Genomic DNA, 14,554 nt, shown 5'->3' with positions numbered 1-14,554 from the left:
CTCAAATCACGATCAGGTCGGCTTGCAAGGCGCCGGCCTGTTTCAGGGCTTCAAGGATCGCCATCAAGTCGCCGGGCGCCGCGCCCACCTGGTTCACCGCACGCACGATTTCATCCAGGGTGGTGCCGGGGCCGAACTTGAACATCGGCTTGGCTTCTTGCTGGGCATTGACCCGCGAACGCGGGACCACGGCGGTCTGGCCACCGGACAACGGCCCTGGCTGGCTGACAATCGGGTCTTCGGTAATGGTCACGGTCAGGCTGCCGTGGGTCACGGCCGCTGGCGACACCTTGACGTTCTGGCCGATCACGATGGTGCCGGTACGCGAGTTGATGATGACCTTGGCCACCGCCTGGCCCGGATCAACCTCAAGGTTTTCCAGGATCGACAGGTAGTCCACACGCTGGCTCGGGTCCAGCGGCGCGGTCACACGGATCGAACCGCCGTCGATGGCCTGGGCCACGCCTGGGCCGAGCATGTCGTTGATTTTGTCCACCACACGCTTGGCGGTGGTGAAGTCCGAACGGTTGAGGTTCAGGGTCAGGCTGTTGCCCTGGTTGAACCCGCTGGGAACGGTGCGTTCCACCGTAGCGCCGCCAGGAATCCGCCCGGCCGATGGCACGTTGACGGTGATCTTCGAACCGTCGCGACCTTCAGCATCAAACCCGCCCACCACCAGGTTGCCCTGGGCGATGGCGTAGACGTTGCCGTCGATACCTTTGAGCGGCGTCATCAGCAAGGTGCCGCCGCGCAGGCTTTTGGAGTTACCGATGGACGACACGGTGATGTCCACCACCTGCCCAGGCTTGGAGAACGCTGGCAGATCCGCACTGATCGACACCGCCGCGACGTTTTTCAACTGCACGTTGCCCGAGCCTGCCGGCACCTTGATCCCGAACTGCGAGAGCATGTTATTGAAGGTCTGCAAGGTGAACGGGGTCTGGGTGGTCTGGTCGCCCGTACCGTTGAGCCCCACCACCAGGCCGTAGCCAATCAACTGGTTGCTGCGCACCCCGGAAATACTGGCGATGTCCTTCAGGCGTTCGGCCTGGGCAGCGACGCTCAGGGAGAGCAACAACACCGCTGCCATCAGCTGTTTGAGATTCAAAGTGATCACCTAGAAAGGGAACAGCGGGCTAAGGAAGAAACGGTCAAACCAACCTGGCTGACTGGCGTCGGCAAACGAACCCGTACCCGAATAGGTAATGCGTGCGTCGGCAATCCGCGTAGACGGCACGGTGTTGTCGGTGGCGATATCGTCCGCCCGCACCATGCCGGCAATGCGCACCAGCTCGTCACCGGTGTTGAGGGTCATCCACTTCTCGCCGCGTATGGCGATGATGCCGTTGGGCAGTACATCGGCCACCGTCACGGTGATCGAACCCACCAGGCTGTTACCCTGCCCGGCCTTGCTGCTGCCGTTGGTGGCACGGTCGCCGCTGTAGCCCACGTCCAGGCTCAAGTCACCGCTGCCCAGGGGGTTATTGGTGTTCAAGCCACCACCAAACAGCGAGGTCAGGCCGATGCCGGTCTTGCTGTTTTTGGCCACCTGGGAGTTGGCGTTCTTGCTCGCCGTGGTGCGCTCGTTAAGGGTGATGGTGATGATGTCACCGACGCGGAACGCCTTGCGGTCGCTGTACAGGTTCTGTTCGAAGCCGGCCTGGTAGATCGAACCGTTGTTGGCGGCGGCAGGCAGCGGCGTGCGCGGCAACACTGGCGCGTAGTACGGGTCATTGGGTTTTGGCGTCGGGGCGACACAGCCCGCGAGCACGGCAATCCCACTCAATGCCAGAACAGAAACAAAGCGACTCATGACCCTTACCTCACGGTGTTGCAGGCGCCTTATGAGCGCCCCATAGACTGGATTACAGATTCTGCGTAACGAACGAAAGCATCTGGTCGGCGGTGGAAATCACCTTGGAGTTCATCTCGTAGGCACGCTGGGTGGTGATCATGTTGACCATCTCTTCCACGGTGCTGACGTTGGAGGTTTCCAGGGTGTTTTGCAGGGTGGTGCCAAACCCGTTGAGGCCCGGGGTGCCGACTTGCGGCGCGCCGCTGGCGGCGGTTTCCAGGAACAGGTTGTTGCCGGTGGCTTGCAGGCCGGCCGGGTTGATGAAGTCGGCGGTCTGCAGGTTGCCGATCACTTGCGACGCCGGGTTGCCGGCGATAGTGACGGACACGGTGCCGTCGGCGCCGACCGTGAAGGTCTGGGCATCGTTGGGCACGACAATCGCCGGTTCCAGGGCAAAGCCGTTGGCGGTCACGACCTGGCCATTGGAGTCCAGGTGGAAGGTGCCGTCACGGGTGTAGGAAGTAGTGCCATCCGGTTGCAGTATCTGGAAGAAACCACGGCCATTGATCGCCATGTCCAGCGGCTGCCCGGTCTGTTGCAGGTTACCGGCGGTGAAGTTCTTCTGGGTGCCGACGATGGACACACCCGTACCCACTTGCAGGCCCGACGGCAATTCGCTGTCCTGGGTCGACTGCGCACCCGGCTGGCGCTTGATCTGATAGAGCAGGTCCTGGAACTCGGCGCGATCACGTTTGAAGCCCGTGGTCGAAACGTTCGCCAGGTTGTTGGAAATAACGGTCAGGTTGGTGTCCTGGGCGGACAGACCGGTTTTGGCAACCCATAGAGCCGGAAGCATGCTGTTCTCCTTCGTGCGCCTGTTTGTTGGCGCCGCGTTACGAAATTGGTAGTCAGTGGCGCTGCAATCAGCTCATCTGCATGACGCGGGTCATGGCCTGGTCGTCTTCTTTGGCGCTGTTCATCATTTTCACGTGCAATTCGAACTGCTTGGACAGGGCCAGCACTGCGGTCATTTCTTCGACGGCATTGACGTTGCTCGACTGCAAAAAGCCCGAATTCACCTTGACGCTGGCATCGGCCACCGCCGGCTGGCCGTCCTTGGTGTGGATCGCGCCGTCCAGGCCCTTGGTCATATTGGCCAAGTCCGGTTTGACCAGCTTGATGCGGTCCACTTCAGCCATCACCCGCGGGCCTTCGCCCATGGCGCGGATACTGATGGTGCCGTCTTCGCCGATTTCGACCTTCTGCTCGGGCGGCACGGAAATCGGCCCGCCATTGCCCATGATCGGCATGCCGTTGCCGGCCCGCAGGACGCCGAGCGCATCGATATTCATGCTGGCGGTACGCACGTAGGCTTCGCCGCCATCGGGGGTTTGCACCGCGATCCAGCCATCACCGCCGACGGCAACGTCCAGGTCACGACCGGTCTCGACCATCGAGCCAGGGGAAAAATCAGTGCCAGGGCGTTCGGTCAAGGCAAACGCCCGCGCCGGAAAGCTGTCACCAAACACCGGCATCGAGCGGGCCTGCTCCAGGTCACGCTGAAAACCGTTGGTGGAAATGTTCGCCAGGTTGTTGGCATGGGCCTTTTGCGCCAGTGCATTCTGGCTGGCGCCGGTCATTGCCACATAAAGGTACTTGTCCACGCTCATTCCTCTTACTGACGGACGTTTGCCGCCCACCGATGTACTGAGGAGTCTTTAGCAATTTGCGCACCAACTTTTTAAAAGTTGGGGAAAGCCAGGTGGGGCAAGGGGTTGGGGTGTATCAAGGATTATTGCAGGGACAGGACGAGTCGGAAAAACGGCGGAGTTCTGCCGCTTGCGGCAAGCACCGGTCTTGGCAGCTATACAAATTCAATGGGGAGTGGGCTTGTGTGGGAGCGAGCAAGTCGAATCGTCGCACCGCCGCTCCCACATTTTCTACCGTGTTGTGTCAGGGGCTTATTTGTCGGCCTTGAGCACTGCGTAATCGCGCAATTTGTTGGCGATGGTGGTGTGGGACACACCCAGGCGCTTACCCAACAACCGACTGCTGGGATGCTCGGCATACAGGCTCTCCAGCACCGCCTTTTCAAACCGCCCGACAATCTCGTCCAGGCCGCCCTCAAGGGAGAAATCGCCAAGGGGCTGGCGCACGCCGTAGTCCGGCAGGCGAATATGCTCAGCCTTGACCGTCCCGCCCTCACACAACGACACCGCCTGGAACAGCACGTTTTCCAACTGCCGCACGTTACCCGGCCAATGGTAGTGACTGAGCCGCTCCATGGCCGTCGGCGCCAGCTTGGGCAGCGGGCAGCCAATCAGGCGGCTGGCCTGGTCGATAAAGTGCTCGACCAGCGGCGGTAAACCGTCGAGGCATTCGCGCAGCGGCGGGATATGCAGCGATAACACGTTGAGCCGGTGATACAGGTCCTGGCGAAACTCCCCCCGGGCACACAGTTCCGACAAATCCACCTGGGTCGCGCAGATCACTCGCACATCCAGATAGACCTCTTCATCACTGCCTACACGGCGGAAGCAGCCGTCCTGCAGAAAGCGCAGCAATTTCACTTGCAAGCGCGCGCTCATTTCGCCCACGCCATCGAGAAACAACGTACCGCCCGCCGTCAGCTCCAACAGCCCAAGCTTGCCCTCCGCCCGCGCCCCTTCAAATGCGCCAGGACCGTAACCGAACAGCTCGGTCTCGGCCATCGACTCCGGCAAGCCCGCGCAATTAAGCGCCATCAACGGAGACTGCCCGCGCGGGCTGGCCAGGTGACAGGCGCGGGCCAGCAGTTCCTTGCCGGTGCCGGTTTCACCTTCTATTAATAGAGGGGCGTCGAGGGGCGCCATGCGCCGCGCTTCACGCACCACCGCGGCCATCACTTTGGAACTTTGGAAAATGCTGTCGAAGCCCCGCAACTCCTGCTTGCGCACATTGTAGATACGCTCACCGACGCGGTCGGCGCGGTGCAAGGTCAAAACCGCGCCGGCCATGGCTTCGCTGTCGTCATGCTCTGAGGATTGCAGCGGGGCGATATCGGCCAGGAACACGTCACCCTTGACCTTGACCCGCAGGCCATTGATCCGCGACTTGCTGGCGCGCACCAGTTCCGGCAGGTCGAAGTCCTCGGCGTAGCGCGACAAGGGAATGCCCGGCACTTCGTCCACCCGCACCCCGAGCAACTGCGCCGCAGCGCGGTTGGCCGCGACGATCGAGCCGCCCATGTCGATGGACAGCACCGGGAATTCCAACGCTCCGAGCAAGGCGTTGAGCTCCATATGCCGACGCTCGCTGGGCATCAGCCCTACCCGTTTGACGCCAAATACCCCGGCGATGGCCTCGAACTGCGGGCGCAGGGCCTGGAACTGCATGTTCACCAGGTTCGGGCAGTACAGGTAAATGGCATTGCCATGCTCGCCACCGACCTCGCCCTTGGCCACGTTGACGCCGTACTCCACCAGCAGGTTGAGGATGTCCCGCAGGATGCCGATGCGGTTCTGGCAATGCACTTTGATACGCATGTAAAGGCCCGGTTTGTTGTAGGAGAGCTGATCGGGCTGCGTCTTTTTGTCGCCGGACGCAGATAGTCGTCAAGATTATGTGACAGTCAACGACCTTTTCCCATCCGAAAATCACAATGCAGCGTGCGCCACGCCTAATCCGTAACGAATATTTTACGATAATCAGTGAATTTTCCTACAGCCCTACCCTAATGACAGGTGGAATCCACCGCCAGGCGGAGTATCAATAAGGCCATAGCAGGACATAACAAGAACGAATGCCTAGCAGGAGAGCCGTATGAAGCAGACGCACTACGTGGCCCGCGAGCCCGATGCGCAAGGTTTTATCCACTACCCGCCCGAAGAACATGCGGTGTGGAACACCCTGATCACTCGCCAACTGAAAGTGATCGAGGGTCGCGCCTGCCAGGAATACCTGGACGGCATCGACAAGCTCGGCCTGCCCCACGACCGTATTCCGCAACTGGCCCAAATCAACAAAGTGCTAGCCGAAACCACCGGCTGGCAAGTGGTGCGAGTGCCGGCGCTGATCCCCTTCCAGACCTTCTTTGAATTGCTCGCCAACAAGCAGTTTCCGGTAGCGACCTTTATTCGTACCCGTGAAGAGCTGGATTACCTGCAAGAACCGGATATTTTCCACGAGATTTTCGGCCACTGCCCACTGCTGACCAACCCTTGGTTCGCCGAATTCACCCACACCTACGGCAAGCTCGGCCTCGCCGCCACCAAGGAGCAGCGCGTTTACCTGGCACGCCTGTACTGGATGACTATCGAGTTCGGCCTGGTGGACACCCCTGAAGGCCGACGCATCTATGGTGGCGGCATTCTGTCGTCACCCAAAGAGACGGTGTACTGCCTCTCGGATGAGCCCAAGCACCAAGCCTTCGACCCGCTGGAAGCCATGCGCACCCCTTATCGCATCGACATTCTGCAGCCGCTCTACTTCGCCCTGCCCAACCTCAAGCGCCTGTTTGAAGTGGCGCAGGAAGACATCATGGGCATGGTCGAGCGTGGTATGCAGCTGGGTCTGCACGCGCCGCTGTTCCCACCCAAGCCCAAGGCGGCTTGAACTGATGCTTTAAAGGCCAGGTGAGTCTGTTCCCTGGCCGCGCGTTGCTTTAGGGTGACGCCACTGGCAACCGAATTCCACATACTCGATTTCAGGAACACCTTTATGACCACCTTGAACCAAGCCCATTGCGAAGCCTGCCGCGCCGATGCCCCACAAGTCAGCGACGAAGAACTGCCGGTGTTGATCAAGCAGATCCCCGACTGGAACATCGAAGTGCGCGACGGCGTGATGCAGTTGGAAAAAGTATTCCTGTTCAAGAACTTCAAATTTGCCCTGGCCTTTACCAACGCGGTGGGCGAAATCTCCGAGGCTGAAGGCCACCACCCAGGTCTGCTGACCGAGTGGGGCAAAGTCACCGTGACCTGGTGGAGCCACTCGATCAAAGGCCTGCACCGCAACGACTTCATCATGGCCGCGCGCACCGACGAAGTGGCCAAGGGTGCCGAGGGCCGCAAGTGATGCATTTCGCCGCAATTGGCCGGGTGCCGGGTGATCCGATCCTGGGCCTGATGGAGTCCTATGCCAAGGACGCCAACCCGCAAAAATTCGACCTCGGCGTGGGTGTCTATAAGGATGCCCAGGGCCTGACCCCGATCCTGCAGGCGGTAAAGCGCGCCGAGCAACGCCTGGTCGAGCAGCAAACCACCAAGACCTATATCGGCGGGCATGGCGACCCGGCTTTTGGCCGGCTGGTCAGTGAGCTGGTGCTAGGCGCCGATTCGGCACTGCTCAAGGCACAACGTGCTGGCGCCACGCAAACCCCGGGTGGCACCGGCGCCCTGCGCCTGAGCGCCGACTTCATCGCCCACAGCCTGCCAGGCCGTGGCGTGTGGCTGAGCAACCCGACGTGGCCGATCCACGAAACCATCTTCGCCAAGGCCGGGCTCAAGGTCAGCCACTACCCCTATGTGGGCAGTGACAACCGACTGGACGTGACGGCCATGCTCGCCACCCTGGCCACCGTGCCCGAGGGCGACGTCGTACTGCTGCACGCTTGCTGCCACAACCCCACCGGTTTCGACCTGTCCCAGGACGACTGGCGCCAGGTGCTGCAGATCGTGCGCGAACGCCACCTGCTGCCGCTGATCGACTTCGCCTACCAGGGTTTTGGCGACGGCCTGGAGCAGGACGCGTGGGCGGTACGCTTGTTTACCGACGAGCTGCCTGAGGTGCTGATCACCAGTTCCTGCTCGAAGAATTTCGGCTTGTACAGCGACCGCGTCGGCGCACTGATCGTGTGCGCCAACGATGCCGAGAAGCTGCTGGATGTGCGCAGCCAACTGGCGTTTATTGCGCGCAACCTGTGGTCGACACCGCCGGATCACGGGGCCGCCGTAGTCGCGACTATACTCGGCGACACTGAGCTCAAACAGCTGTGGAGCACCGAAGTCGAAGGCATGCGTTCGCGCATCGCGCAGTTGCGCTCGGGACTGGTCGAAGCACTGGTGCCCCATGGACTGGCCGAGCGTTTTGCCCATGTCGGCGTGCAGCGCGGGATGTTTTCCTATACCGGCCTGAGCGCCGAACAGGTGAAACAACTGCGGGAAAAACACAGCGTGTACATGGTCAGCTCCGGGCGCGCCAACGTCGCCGGGATTGATGAGACGCGGCTGGGGTTGCTGGCCGAGGCCATTGCAGACGTGTGCCGCAACTGACGAAACCGAATCAAATGTGGGAGCGGGCTTGCTCGCGATGAGGGTGTGTCAGTCGATACATATAGTGACTGACACACCGCCTTCGCGAGCAAGTCGAATCGTCGCACCGCCGCTCCCACATTTTTGACCGAGGCGATCTTCAGCCCGCAACCATCTCGGCCTTGACCTGCGCCTCCTTGGCCTGGGCATCCGCCAACCGATACAGCTCGATATGCCCGTCCCAGTGCTCGATCAACGCCGTGCACGACTCCACCCAATCCCCGCAATTGAGGTAGTCCACCTCGCCCACCTTGCGAATCTCCGCATGATGAATATGCCCGCACACCACGCCGTGCAACTCGCGCTTGGTCACTTCATGGGCGATGGCTTCCTCGAAATCGCTGATAAAGCTCACTGCCGTCTTCACCTTGTGCTTGAGGTACGCCGACAGCGACCAGTAGCCGTAGCCGTAGCGCGCCCGCCAGTGGTTCAGCCAGCGGTTGAGGGTCAGGGTGAATTCGTAGGCCGAATCGCCAAGAAACGCCAGCCAGCGGTGGTAGCGGGTGATTACGTCGAACTGGTCGCCGTGGATCACCAGCAGGTGCCGGCCATCGGCGGTCACATGCACCGCTTCGTCCACCAACTGGATATTGCCCAGGATCAGCTTTGAATAACGGCGCAGGAACTCGTCGTGGTTGCCGGTGACGTAGATCACCTCGGTGCCGCGCTTGCTCATGGTCAGCAGGCGGCGGATTACGTTGGTATGGGCCTGGGGCCAATACATGCCGCCGCGCATTTTCCAACCGTCGATGATATCGCCCACCAGGTACACCTTGTCGGCGTGGTAGCCCTTGAGAAACTGCGACAAGTGTTCGGCCTGGCAATCCCGGGTGCCCAGGTGCACGTCGGAGATCCACAGGGTGCGAACCCGTTGCTTGCGACTGGGTTTGGCGAGCTCGGCGCTGGTCATGGGCATACCTCGAGGGTGTTTTCGCCAGCTTGCTCCCGGGCAATTAATAGCCCATGACAGTCTTGCGTCAGTCAGATGACAGCGCCCGCCGCCCGTCGGGCGGTGTAAACTGCCGGCCTGCCCGGGAGATTGCGATGAGACCGACCCTCACGCTGCGCCACTACACCCATGACCTGATCACCCACAGCCATGACCACGCGCAACTGGTGTTTGGCCTGGCCGGCCGCCTGGACTTCGAGGTGGAAGGCATCGGCGGCGAAGTTTGCCCACAAGGGGTGATGGTTCTGCCCTTCTCCACCCAACACAGCTGTGGCAGCCCCCGGGGCAGCCAATGCCTGGTGCTGGATGTGCCCGACGAACAGTGGGTGATGCAATCTTTGGGCGAACACGCGGATGCCAGTCGCCGCCTGCTGGACCAACCGGCTCGGGTATCGCTGGATGCCCGCCAGGGCCAATTGGTCAACTGGCTGGCGAGCGGCGCACTGGATGACCCTCTGATCGCCCAGCAAGGTGCGGTGCTGTTATTGGCTACGTTCAATGGCCAGCCGCCTGCTCAAGCCAGCGCGCGACGCCTGCCCTACGGCGCATTCAACGCCCATATCGACCAGCACGCGGCCTACCCGCTGCAGGTCGCGGATCTGGCGCGCCTGGCAGATATGTCCGTCGCCCGCCTGCACGCCCGCTTTATCGCCGAATGCGGGTTGACCCCCATGGACTACATCCGCACCCGCCGCCTGCACATGGCCCGCGGCTTATTGCGCGATAGCCACCTGCCCATTGGCGAGATTGCCGCGCGGGTCGGCTATGGCTCGCAAAGCGCGTTTTCCGCGGCCGTGTTGCGCGAGTTCGGCAACTCGCCCGGGGCCCTGCGCCGGCTCGACAACGGGCGCTAGTCCTGCGATAAAACCGGCGACTCTCACGACAGACAGCCAAGCGCCCGACGCTCTAGACTGGATGCCTGCCTGCTTATTGTTTTAAGGACTGTCATGACTCCACGCACCGCCCTCGGCGCCCTGCACATCGGTGCACTGATGTTTGGCCTGACCGGCGTCTTCGGCAAGCTTGCCGCCGCATCGCCCGGCATCATCGTGTTTGGCCGTGCCGCTTTCGCGGTGCTCGCCCTGGCGCTTTTCGCACGTTTTGCCAGCAGCACGCCGTGGCAAAAACTCTCCAGCAACGACCTGCGGCGCCTGCTGCTCAGTGGCCTGCTGCTGGCCGGGCACTGGGTGAGCTTCTTTATTGCGGTGAAAGTGGCCGGCGTGGCGATTGCGACCTTGGGGTTTGCCACATTCCCGGCATTTACGGTGATCCTCGAAGGCCTGATCTTCCGCGAACGGATTCGCGCCAATGAAATGGTGCTGGTGCTGCTGGTCAGCATCGGCCTGGTGCTGGTCACCCCGGACTTCGATCTCGCCAGCCAGGCCACCAGCGGCCTGATCTGGGCCGTGGTCTCGGGCCTGTTGTTCTCGCTGCTGTCGTTGAACAATCGGGCCAGCGGCAGCATCCCGCCAGTGCAGGCGGCCCTCTGTCAAAACGTGGTGGTGGCCCTGTGTTTGTTGCCCGTCGCCGCCCCGGGTCTGGGCGAAGTACGCGCTCTGGACTGGCTATGGATCGGCCTGCTGGGGGTGTTCTGTACCGGCCTGGCCCATAGTTTGTTTGTCGCCAGCCTTAAAGTGCTCAAGGCGCGCACCGCTGCCGTGGTGTTCGCCATGGAGCCGGTGTATGGCATCACCGTGGCCTGGCTGCTGTTCAGCGAAACCCCGACCCTGCGCATGCTGCTGGGCGGCGCGCTGATCATTGCCGCCATCGTCGTTTCCGGCTTGATGAGCCGCCCCGTCAAGGCCAAACAGCCATCGGCCATGGCCTGATCTATACTTTTCCTATCCGCAACAGTCAGCTGTCGTTCAACGGATACAGACTCCTCGACGACAGCCGTGATCCTTGAAGTTGCTGCATGCGAGTGGTCGCTCCCCTAACGCTATGCAGGAGTTTCACCATGGACATGTTTATCACCCTGATCATTCAGATCATCAGTGGCGCCGTTGGCGGCAACCTGGCTGGCCTGAGCAAGCAAGGCCTGGGCTCCGGGCTCAATACCGTGGTTGGCGGCGTCGGCGGCCTGGTGCTGGGGCAGATCGTCTCGGCCATCAGCGGCCTGCCTCCTGGCGGCGCGCTGGATGTCGCGGCGGTGGGCAGCAATATCGTCGGCGGCGGTGTCGGCGGCCTGGTGCTGACGTTTGTCGTCGGCTGGATAAAAAATAAAATGGCCGCCAAGTAAACCCACTGTCACTGCCGGCCGAGCGCCGGCAGTGCCGCTTACGAGGTCCGGTCGTTGTGCCCCAGGTCACGCTCTGGATCGATCTGGTCGCGAACCCGCTGCTTGAGCACCTTGGCCTCCGGGAAGCCGCCATCAGCCTTGCGCTCCCAGATCTGCACGCCGTCGCAGGTAATGCGAAACGCCCCACCGGTCGCCGGCTCCAAGGCCACTTTGCCGAGGTCATCGGCAAAGGTGCTCAGCAGTTCCTGGGCCAGCCACGCGGCGCGCAGCAGCCACTGACATTGGGTGCAATAGGTGATGACAATCTCGGGCTTGGATGCGGACATAAAATGAAGAACTCCTGAGATGACGAGACAGCTGGATCGGATGGCTATAATACCGGCCTTTGCCGTCTAGCCCCGAGATTGATGATGCGCCGCCTGTTGTCCTGCCTGTTGCTGTGCCTGCTCCCTGTCCTTGCCCAAGCTGTGGAAGCACCCCGCCCGAAAGTCGGCCTGGTGTTGTCCGGCGGCGCCGCCCGTGGCCTGGCGCACATCGGCGTGCTCAAGGCCCTGGAAGAGCAAGGCATCCACATCGATGCGATTGCCGGCACCAGCATGGGTGCGGTGATTGGCGGGCTGTACGCGTCGGGCTACAAGATCGACGAACTGGAAAAGCTGGCACTGAGCATCGACTGGCAACTGGCGCTGTCCGATGCCCCGCCCAGGGAAGACGTGCCATTCCGGCGCAAGCAGGATGACCGGGACTTCCTGATCAAGCAGAAACTGAGCTTTCGCGACGACGGCAGCCTCGGGCTACCCTTGGGCGTGATCCAAGGCCAGAACCTGGCGCTGCTGCTGGAGAGCATGTTCGCCCACAGCAGTAACACCCGCGACTTCGACAAGCTGCCGATTCCATTCCGCGCCGTGGCCACCGATATCACCAGCGGCGAGAAAGTGGTGTTTCGCAAGGGCCACCTGCCCCAGGTGATTCGCGCCAGCATGTCGATCCCCGCGGTGTTCGCCCCAGTAGAACTGGACGGCCGACTGCTGGTGGATGGCGGCATGACCGATAACATTCCCCTGGATGTGGCACGTGAGATGGGGGTCGATATCGCCATCGTGGTGGATATCGGCACGCCATTGCGCAGCCGCAAGCAACTGGCGACGGTGGTGGATGTGCTCAACCAATCCATCACCCTGATGACCCGCCGAAATTCCGAGGAGCAACTCAAGGCCCTGCTTCCCGGCGACGTGCTGATCCAGCCACCGTTGGCCGCCTATGGCGTGACGGACTTTGGCCGCGCCAAAGACATGATCGACGCCGGCTACCGCGCCACCCGGGTCCTGGATGCACGCCTGGCACGCCTGCGCCCCAACGGCTCGGTGGATGCCGAACTGACCGCCGCCCGTACGCCCGGCCAGCGCAACCCGATAGTGACCGCGATCAAGGTAGAGAACGACTCGAAAGTCGGCGACGACGTGATCCGCTACTACATCCGCCAACCCATCGGCGAACCCCTGAACCTGGCCCGCCTGCAATCGGACATGGGCACCCTGTACGGCCTGGATTACTTCGAGCAGGTGCAATACCGCGTGGTGAAAAAGGGCCCGGACAACACCCTGGTCATCAGTGCTCGTGGCAAACGCAGCGGCACCGATTACCTGCGCCTGGGGCTCAACCTGTCCGATGACATGCGCGGCGACAGCGCTTTCAACCTCGGCGCCAGCTACCGGGTCAACGGCATCAACCGCCTCGGCGCCGAATGGCTGACCAGGGTCCAGATCGGTGATCGCCAGGAGTTGTACAGCGAGTTCTATCAGCCGATGGATACCGGCTCACGTTATTTCGTCGCCCCCTATATCAGCGCCCAGGCGCAGAACGTCGAACTGATCCTGGATAACGACCCGATCTCCGAATACCGCCTAGAGCGCTACGGATTTGGCCTGAACGTCGGTCGGCAGATCGGCAACAGCGGCGAAATCCGCTTCGGCGTCGGCGAGGCGTGGGGCAAGGCCGATGTGCGTATTGGCGACCGCGACTTGCCAAGCGTGAGCTTCAGCGAGGGTTTCTACGAACTGAAGTACTCGTTCGACTCCCTGGATAACGTGTACTTCCCTCACACCGGCGAGGATATTGGCCTGGCCTACCGGGAATTCGAACCAGGCCTGGGCTCCGACCAGCGCTACCGGCAATGGGAATTCAAACTGGACAAAGCCATGAGCCACGGCCCAGACACCCTGGTGCTGGGCGGTCGCTACGGGCGCACCCTGGATAATTCCGACGTGGTGATTTCCAGCTTCCTGCTGGGCGGCGCGCGGCAGTTGTCAGGGTTCCGCCAGGATGCGATTTCCGGGCAGAACGTCAGCCTGATGCGTGCCGTCTACTACCGTCGCCTGACACCACGCTCATACTTGCCACTGGACTTCCCACTGTACCTGGGAGCCTCCCTGGAGCGCGGGCGGGCGTGGAACAACGACAATGAGTTCGACAGTGGCTATATCAATGCCGCGAGCATCTTCCTCGGGTTCGATACGCCGCTGGGGCCGTTGAACTTCAGTTATGGGTTTAATGATGACAATCAGAAGGCGGTGTACCTGAACCTCGGCCAGACCTTCTAACGACACTTAGCCAAGACGGAGCGGGCTTGTGTGGGAGCGGGCTTGCCCGCGAAAGCAGTGGTTCAGTCACCGAATATATTGACTGACACACCGCTTTCGCGAGCAAGCCCACACACATTTTGATCAGCGGCGTAATCGGCTCAGGTCTTTTCCAGGTTCGCCAGGATATGCCCGTGCACCCGCATGCACACCCGCATGTCTTCTTCATCGACACCCACAAACAGCTCCTGGCGCAAGGCCGTGGCAATGGTCTCGATCTGATCGATCAACGGGCGGGCGGGATCACACAACACAATGCGCTTGGCACGTCGGTCTTCCACCACAGCCTGGCGTTGCACCAGGCCCTGGTTCTCCAGACTGTCGAGTAGGCGAGCCAATGTTGGCCCTTCTACCCCGACGCTCTGCGCCAATTCGCGCTGGGTCGGTGCTTCTTCAAAGCGGGCCAGATGCAGCAGCACCAACCAGCGGGCCTGAGACAATCCCAGCCCCGCCAGGCGGCGATCCAGTTCGGCGCGCCAGCCACGGGACATTTGCGCCAACTGCATGCCAAAACGGTGTTGATCGGTTAACGGCATAAAAAACTCGTGGGTTAGACTGAAAATAAAGTATGGCTAATTATTAGTCAGCTAAGCATGACCCATGACAGTAGGCAAGGTTTGCAATGTACTGATTCGTTACATT

15 protein-coding genes are annotated in these 14,554 nt (G+C 61.5%); 7 read left to right on the top strand and 8 right to left on the bottom strand.

The annotated features are described in order from the left end of the window. Position 1: 1 nt before the first annotated feature. The 5 genes from JTY93_RS07475 to JTY93_RS07455 form a co-directional block, all read right to left on the bottom strand. Positions 2-1,090 (bottom strand): flagellar basal body P-ring protein FlgI, encoded by a 1,089-nt coding sequence (locus JTY93_RS07475; protein ID WP_205477179.1) that lies wholly within the window; start codon positions 1,088-1,090, stop codon positions 2-4. A gap of 27 nt (positions 1,091-1,117) precedes the next feature. Then, positions 1,118-1,813 carry a flagellar basal body L-ring protein FlgH gene (gene flgH / locus JTY93_RS07470; protein ID WP_169993266.1) on the bottom strand — a complete coding sequence of 232 codons (696 nt, stop codon included), beginning with the start codon at positions 1,811-1,813 and terminating at the stop codon, positions 1,118-1,120. Positions 1,814-1,865: 52 nt separating this feature from the next. Further along, a complete protein-coding gene (gene flgG / locus JTY93_RS07465) occupies positions 1,866-2,651 on the bottom strand; it encodes a flagellar basal-body rod protein FlgG (protein ID WP_205477172.1) in 786 nt (261 codons plus the stop codon). Positions 2,652-2,718: 67 nt separating this feature from the next. After that, positions 2,719-3,459, bottom strand: coding sequence for a flagellar basal-body rod protein FlgF (locus tag JTY93_RS07460; protein WP_029292474.1), 741 nt, complete (start codon positions 3,457-3,459; stop codon positions 2,719-2,721). Positions 3,460-3,756: 297 nt separating this feature from the next. Next, positions 3,757-5,319 (bottom strand): sigma-54-dependent transcriptional regulator, encoded by a 1,563-nt coding sequence (locus tag JTY93_RS07455; RefSeq protein WP_205477171.1) that lies wholly within the window; start codon positions 5,317-5,319, stop codon positions 3,757-3,759. Positions 5,320-5,596: 277 nt separating this feature from the next. On the opposite strand from JTY93_RS07455, the gene phhA reads away from it, so the two are divergent. The 3 genes from phhA (at position 5,597) to JTY93_RS07440 (ending at position 8,046) form a co-directional block, all read left to right on the top strand. Then, positions 5,597-6,388, top strand: a complete 792-nt coding sequence (gene phhA, locus JTY93_RS07450) for a phenylalanine 4-monooxygenase (RefSeq protein WP_205477170.1) — start codon at positions 5,597-5,599, stop codon at positions 6,386-6,388. A gap of 105 nt (positions 6,389-6,493) precedes the next feature. Further along, positions 6,494-6,850 carry a 4a-hydroxytetrahydrobiopterin dehydratase gene (locus JTY93_RS07445; protein ID WP_205477169.1) on the top strand — a complete coding sequence of 119 codons (357 nt, stop codon included), beginning with the start codon at positions 6,494-6,496 and terminating at the stop codon, positions 6,848-6,850. Continuing rightward, entirely contained in the window at positions 6,847-8,046 is a 1,200-nt protein-coding gene (locus tag JTY93_RS07440) for an amino acid aminotransferase (RefSeq protein WP_205477168.1), read from the top strand. The genes JTY93_RS07445 and JTY93_RS07440 overlap by 4 nt, the downstream gene beginning before the upstream one ends. A 139-nt stretch (positions 8,047-8,185) precedes the next feature. On the opposite strand, the gene JTY93_RS07435 is transcribed toward JTY93_RS07440, so the two are convergent. Then, positions 8,186-8,995 carry a UDP-2,3-diacylglucosamine diphosphatase gene (locus tag JTY93_RS07435; RefSeq protein WP_032857082.1) on the bottom strand — a complete coding sequence of 270 codons (810 nt, stop codon included), beginning with the start codon at positions 8,993-8,995 and terminating at the stop codon, positions 8,186-8,188. Positions 8,996-9,129: 134 nt separating this feature from the next. Between JTY93_RS07435 and JTY93_RS07430 the strand changes: the two genes are divergently transcribed. The 3 genes from JTY93_RS07430 (at position 9,130) to JTY93_RS07420 (ending at position 11,273) form a co-directional block, all read left to right on the top strand. Beyond that, positions 9,130-9,888: an AraC family transcriptional regulator gene (locus tag JTY93_RS07430; RefSeq protein ID WP_205477167.1), complete on the top strand. Its 759-nt coding sequence runs from the start codon at positions 9,130-9,132 to the stop codon at positions 9,886-9,888. A 93-nt stretch (positions 9,889-9,981) separates the two neighbouring features. Next, complete coding sequence (locus tag JTY93_RS07425; protein ID WP_205477166.1) at positions 9,982-10,863, top strand: DMT family transporter; 882 nt, start codon at positions 9,982-9,984, stop codon at positions 10,861-10,863. A gap of 128 nt (positions 10,864-10,991) precedes the next feature. Continuing rightward, positions 10,992-11,273 carry a hypothetical protein gene (locus JTY93_RS07420; RefSeq protein WP_029292456.1) on the top strand — a complete coding sequence of 94 codons (282 nt, stop codon included), beginning with the start codon at positions 10,992-10,994 and terminating at the stop codon, positions 11,271-11,273. Positions 11,274-11,311: 38 nt separating this feature from the next. Here the strand turns inward: JTY93_RS07420 and JTY93_RS07415 are convergent, their stop codons facing one another. Further along, the gene (locus tag JTY93_RS07415) at positions 11,312-11,599 is read right to left on the bottom strand and encodes an Rdx family protein (protein WP_169993285.1); all 288 of its coding nucleotides are present in this window, start codon (positions 11,597-11,599) and stop codon (positions 11,312-11,314) included. Positions 11,600-11,683: 84 nt separating this feature from the next. On the opposite strand from JTY93_RS07415, the gene JTY93_RS07410 reads away from it, so the two are divergent. Beyond that, positions 11,684-13,873 (top strand): patatin-like phospholipase family protein, encoded by a 2,190-nt coding sequence (locus tag JTY93_RS07410; protein WP_169993288.1) that lies wholly within the window; start codon positions 11,684-11,686, stop codon positions 13,871-13,873. 140 nt (positions 13,874-14,013) lie between these two features. Here the strand turns inward: JTY93_RS07410 and JTY93_RS07405 are convergent, their stop codons facing one another. After that, positions 14,014-14,448 carry a MarR family transcriptional regulator gene (locus JTY93_RS07405; RefSeq protein WP_029292449.1) on the bottom strand — a complete coding sequence of 145 codons (435 nt, stop codon included), beginning with the start codon at positions 14,446-14,448 and terminating at the stop codon, positions 14,014-14,016. Between the last annotated feature and the right edge of the window lie 106 nt (positions 14,449-14,554).

This window comes from Pseudomonas hygromyciniae (assembly GCF_016925675.1).
In the GTDB taxonomy this organism is placed as follows: domain Bacteria; phylum Pseudomonadota; class Gammaproteobacteria; order Pseudomonadales; family Pseudomonadaceae; genus Aquipseudomonas; species Aquipseudomonas hygromyciniae.
This window is presented reverse-complemented; position numbering and strand designations above follow the sequence as displayed.

Coding starts and splice junctions, on each gene's coding strand:
- phhA (WP_205477170.1), top strand. CDS start 5,597: ATGAAGCAGACGCACTACGTGGCCCGCGAGCCCGATGCGCAAGGTTTT.
- JTY93_RS07445 (WP_205477169.1), top strand. CDS start 6,494: ATGACCACCTTGAACCAAGCCCATTGCGAAGCCTGCCGCGCCGATGCC.
- JTY93_RS07415 (WP_169993285.1), bottom strand. CDS start 11,599: ATGTCCGCATCCAAGCCCGAGATTGTCATCACCTATTGCACCCAATGT.
- JTY93_RS07455 (WP_205477171.1), bottom strand. CDS start 5,319: ATGCGTATCAAAGTGCATTGCCAGAACCGCATCGGCATCCTGCGGGAC.
- flgG (WP_205477172.1), bottom strand. CDS start 2,651: ATGCTTCCGGCTCTATGGGTTGCCAAAACCGGTCTGTCCGCCCAGGAC.
- flgH (WP_169993266.1), bottom strand. CDS start 1,813: ATGAGTCGCTTTGTTTCTGTTCTGGCATTGAGTGGGATTGCCGTGCTC.
- JTY93_RS07420 (WP_029292456.1), top strand. CDS start 10,992: ATGGACATGTTTATCACCCTGATCATTCAGATCATCAGTGGCGCCGTT.
- JTY93_RS07475 (WP_205477179.1), bottom strand. CDS start 1,090: ATGGCAGCGGTGTTGTTGCTCTCCCTGAGCGTCGCTGCCCAGGCCGAA.
- JTY93_RS07410 (WP_169993288.1), top strand. CDS start 11,684: ATGCGCCGCCTGTTGTCCTGCCTGTTGCTGTGCCTGCTCCCTGTCCTT.
- JTY93_RS07435 (WP_032857082.1), bottom strand. CDS start 8,995: ATGACCAGCGCCGAGCTCGCCAAACCCAGTCGCAAGCAACGGGTTCGC.
- JTY93_RS07425 (WP_205477166.1), top strand. CDS start 9,982: ATGACTCCACGCACCGCCCTCGGCGCCCTGCACATCGGTGCACTGATG.
- JTY93_RS07430 (WP_205477167.1), top strand. CDS start 9,130: ATGAGACCGACCCTCACGCTGCGCCACTACACCCATGACCTGATCACC.
- JTY93_RS07405 (WP_029292449.1), bottom strand. CDS start 14,448: ATGCCGTTAACCGATCAACACCGTTTTGGCATGCAGTTGGCGCAAATG.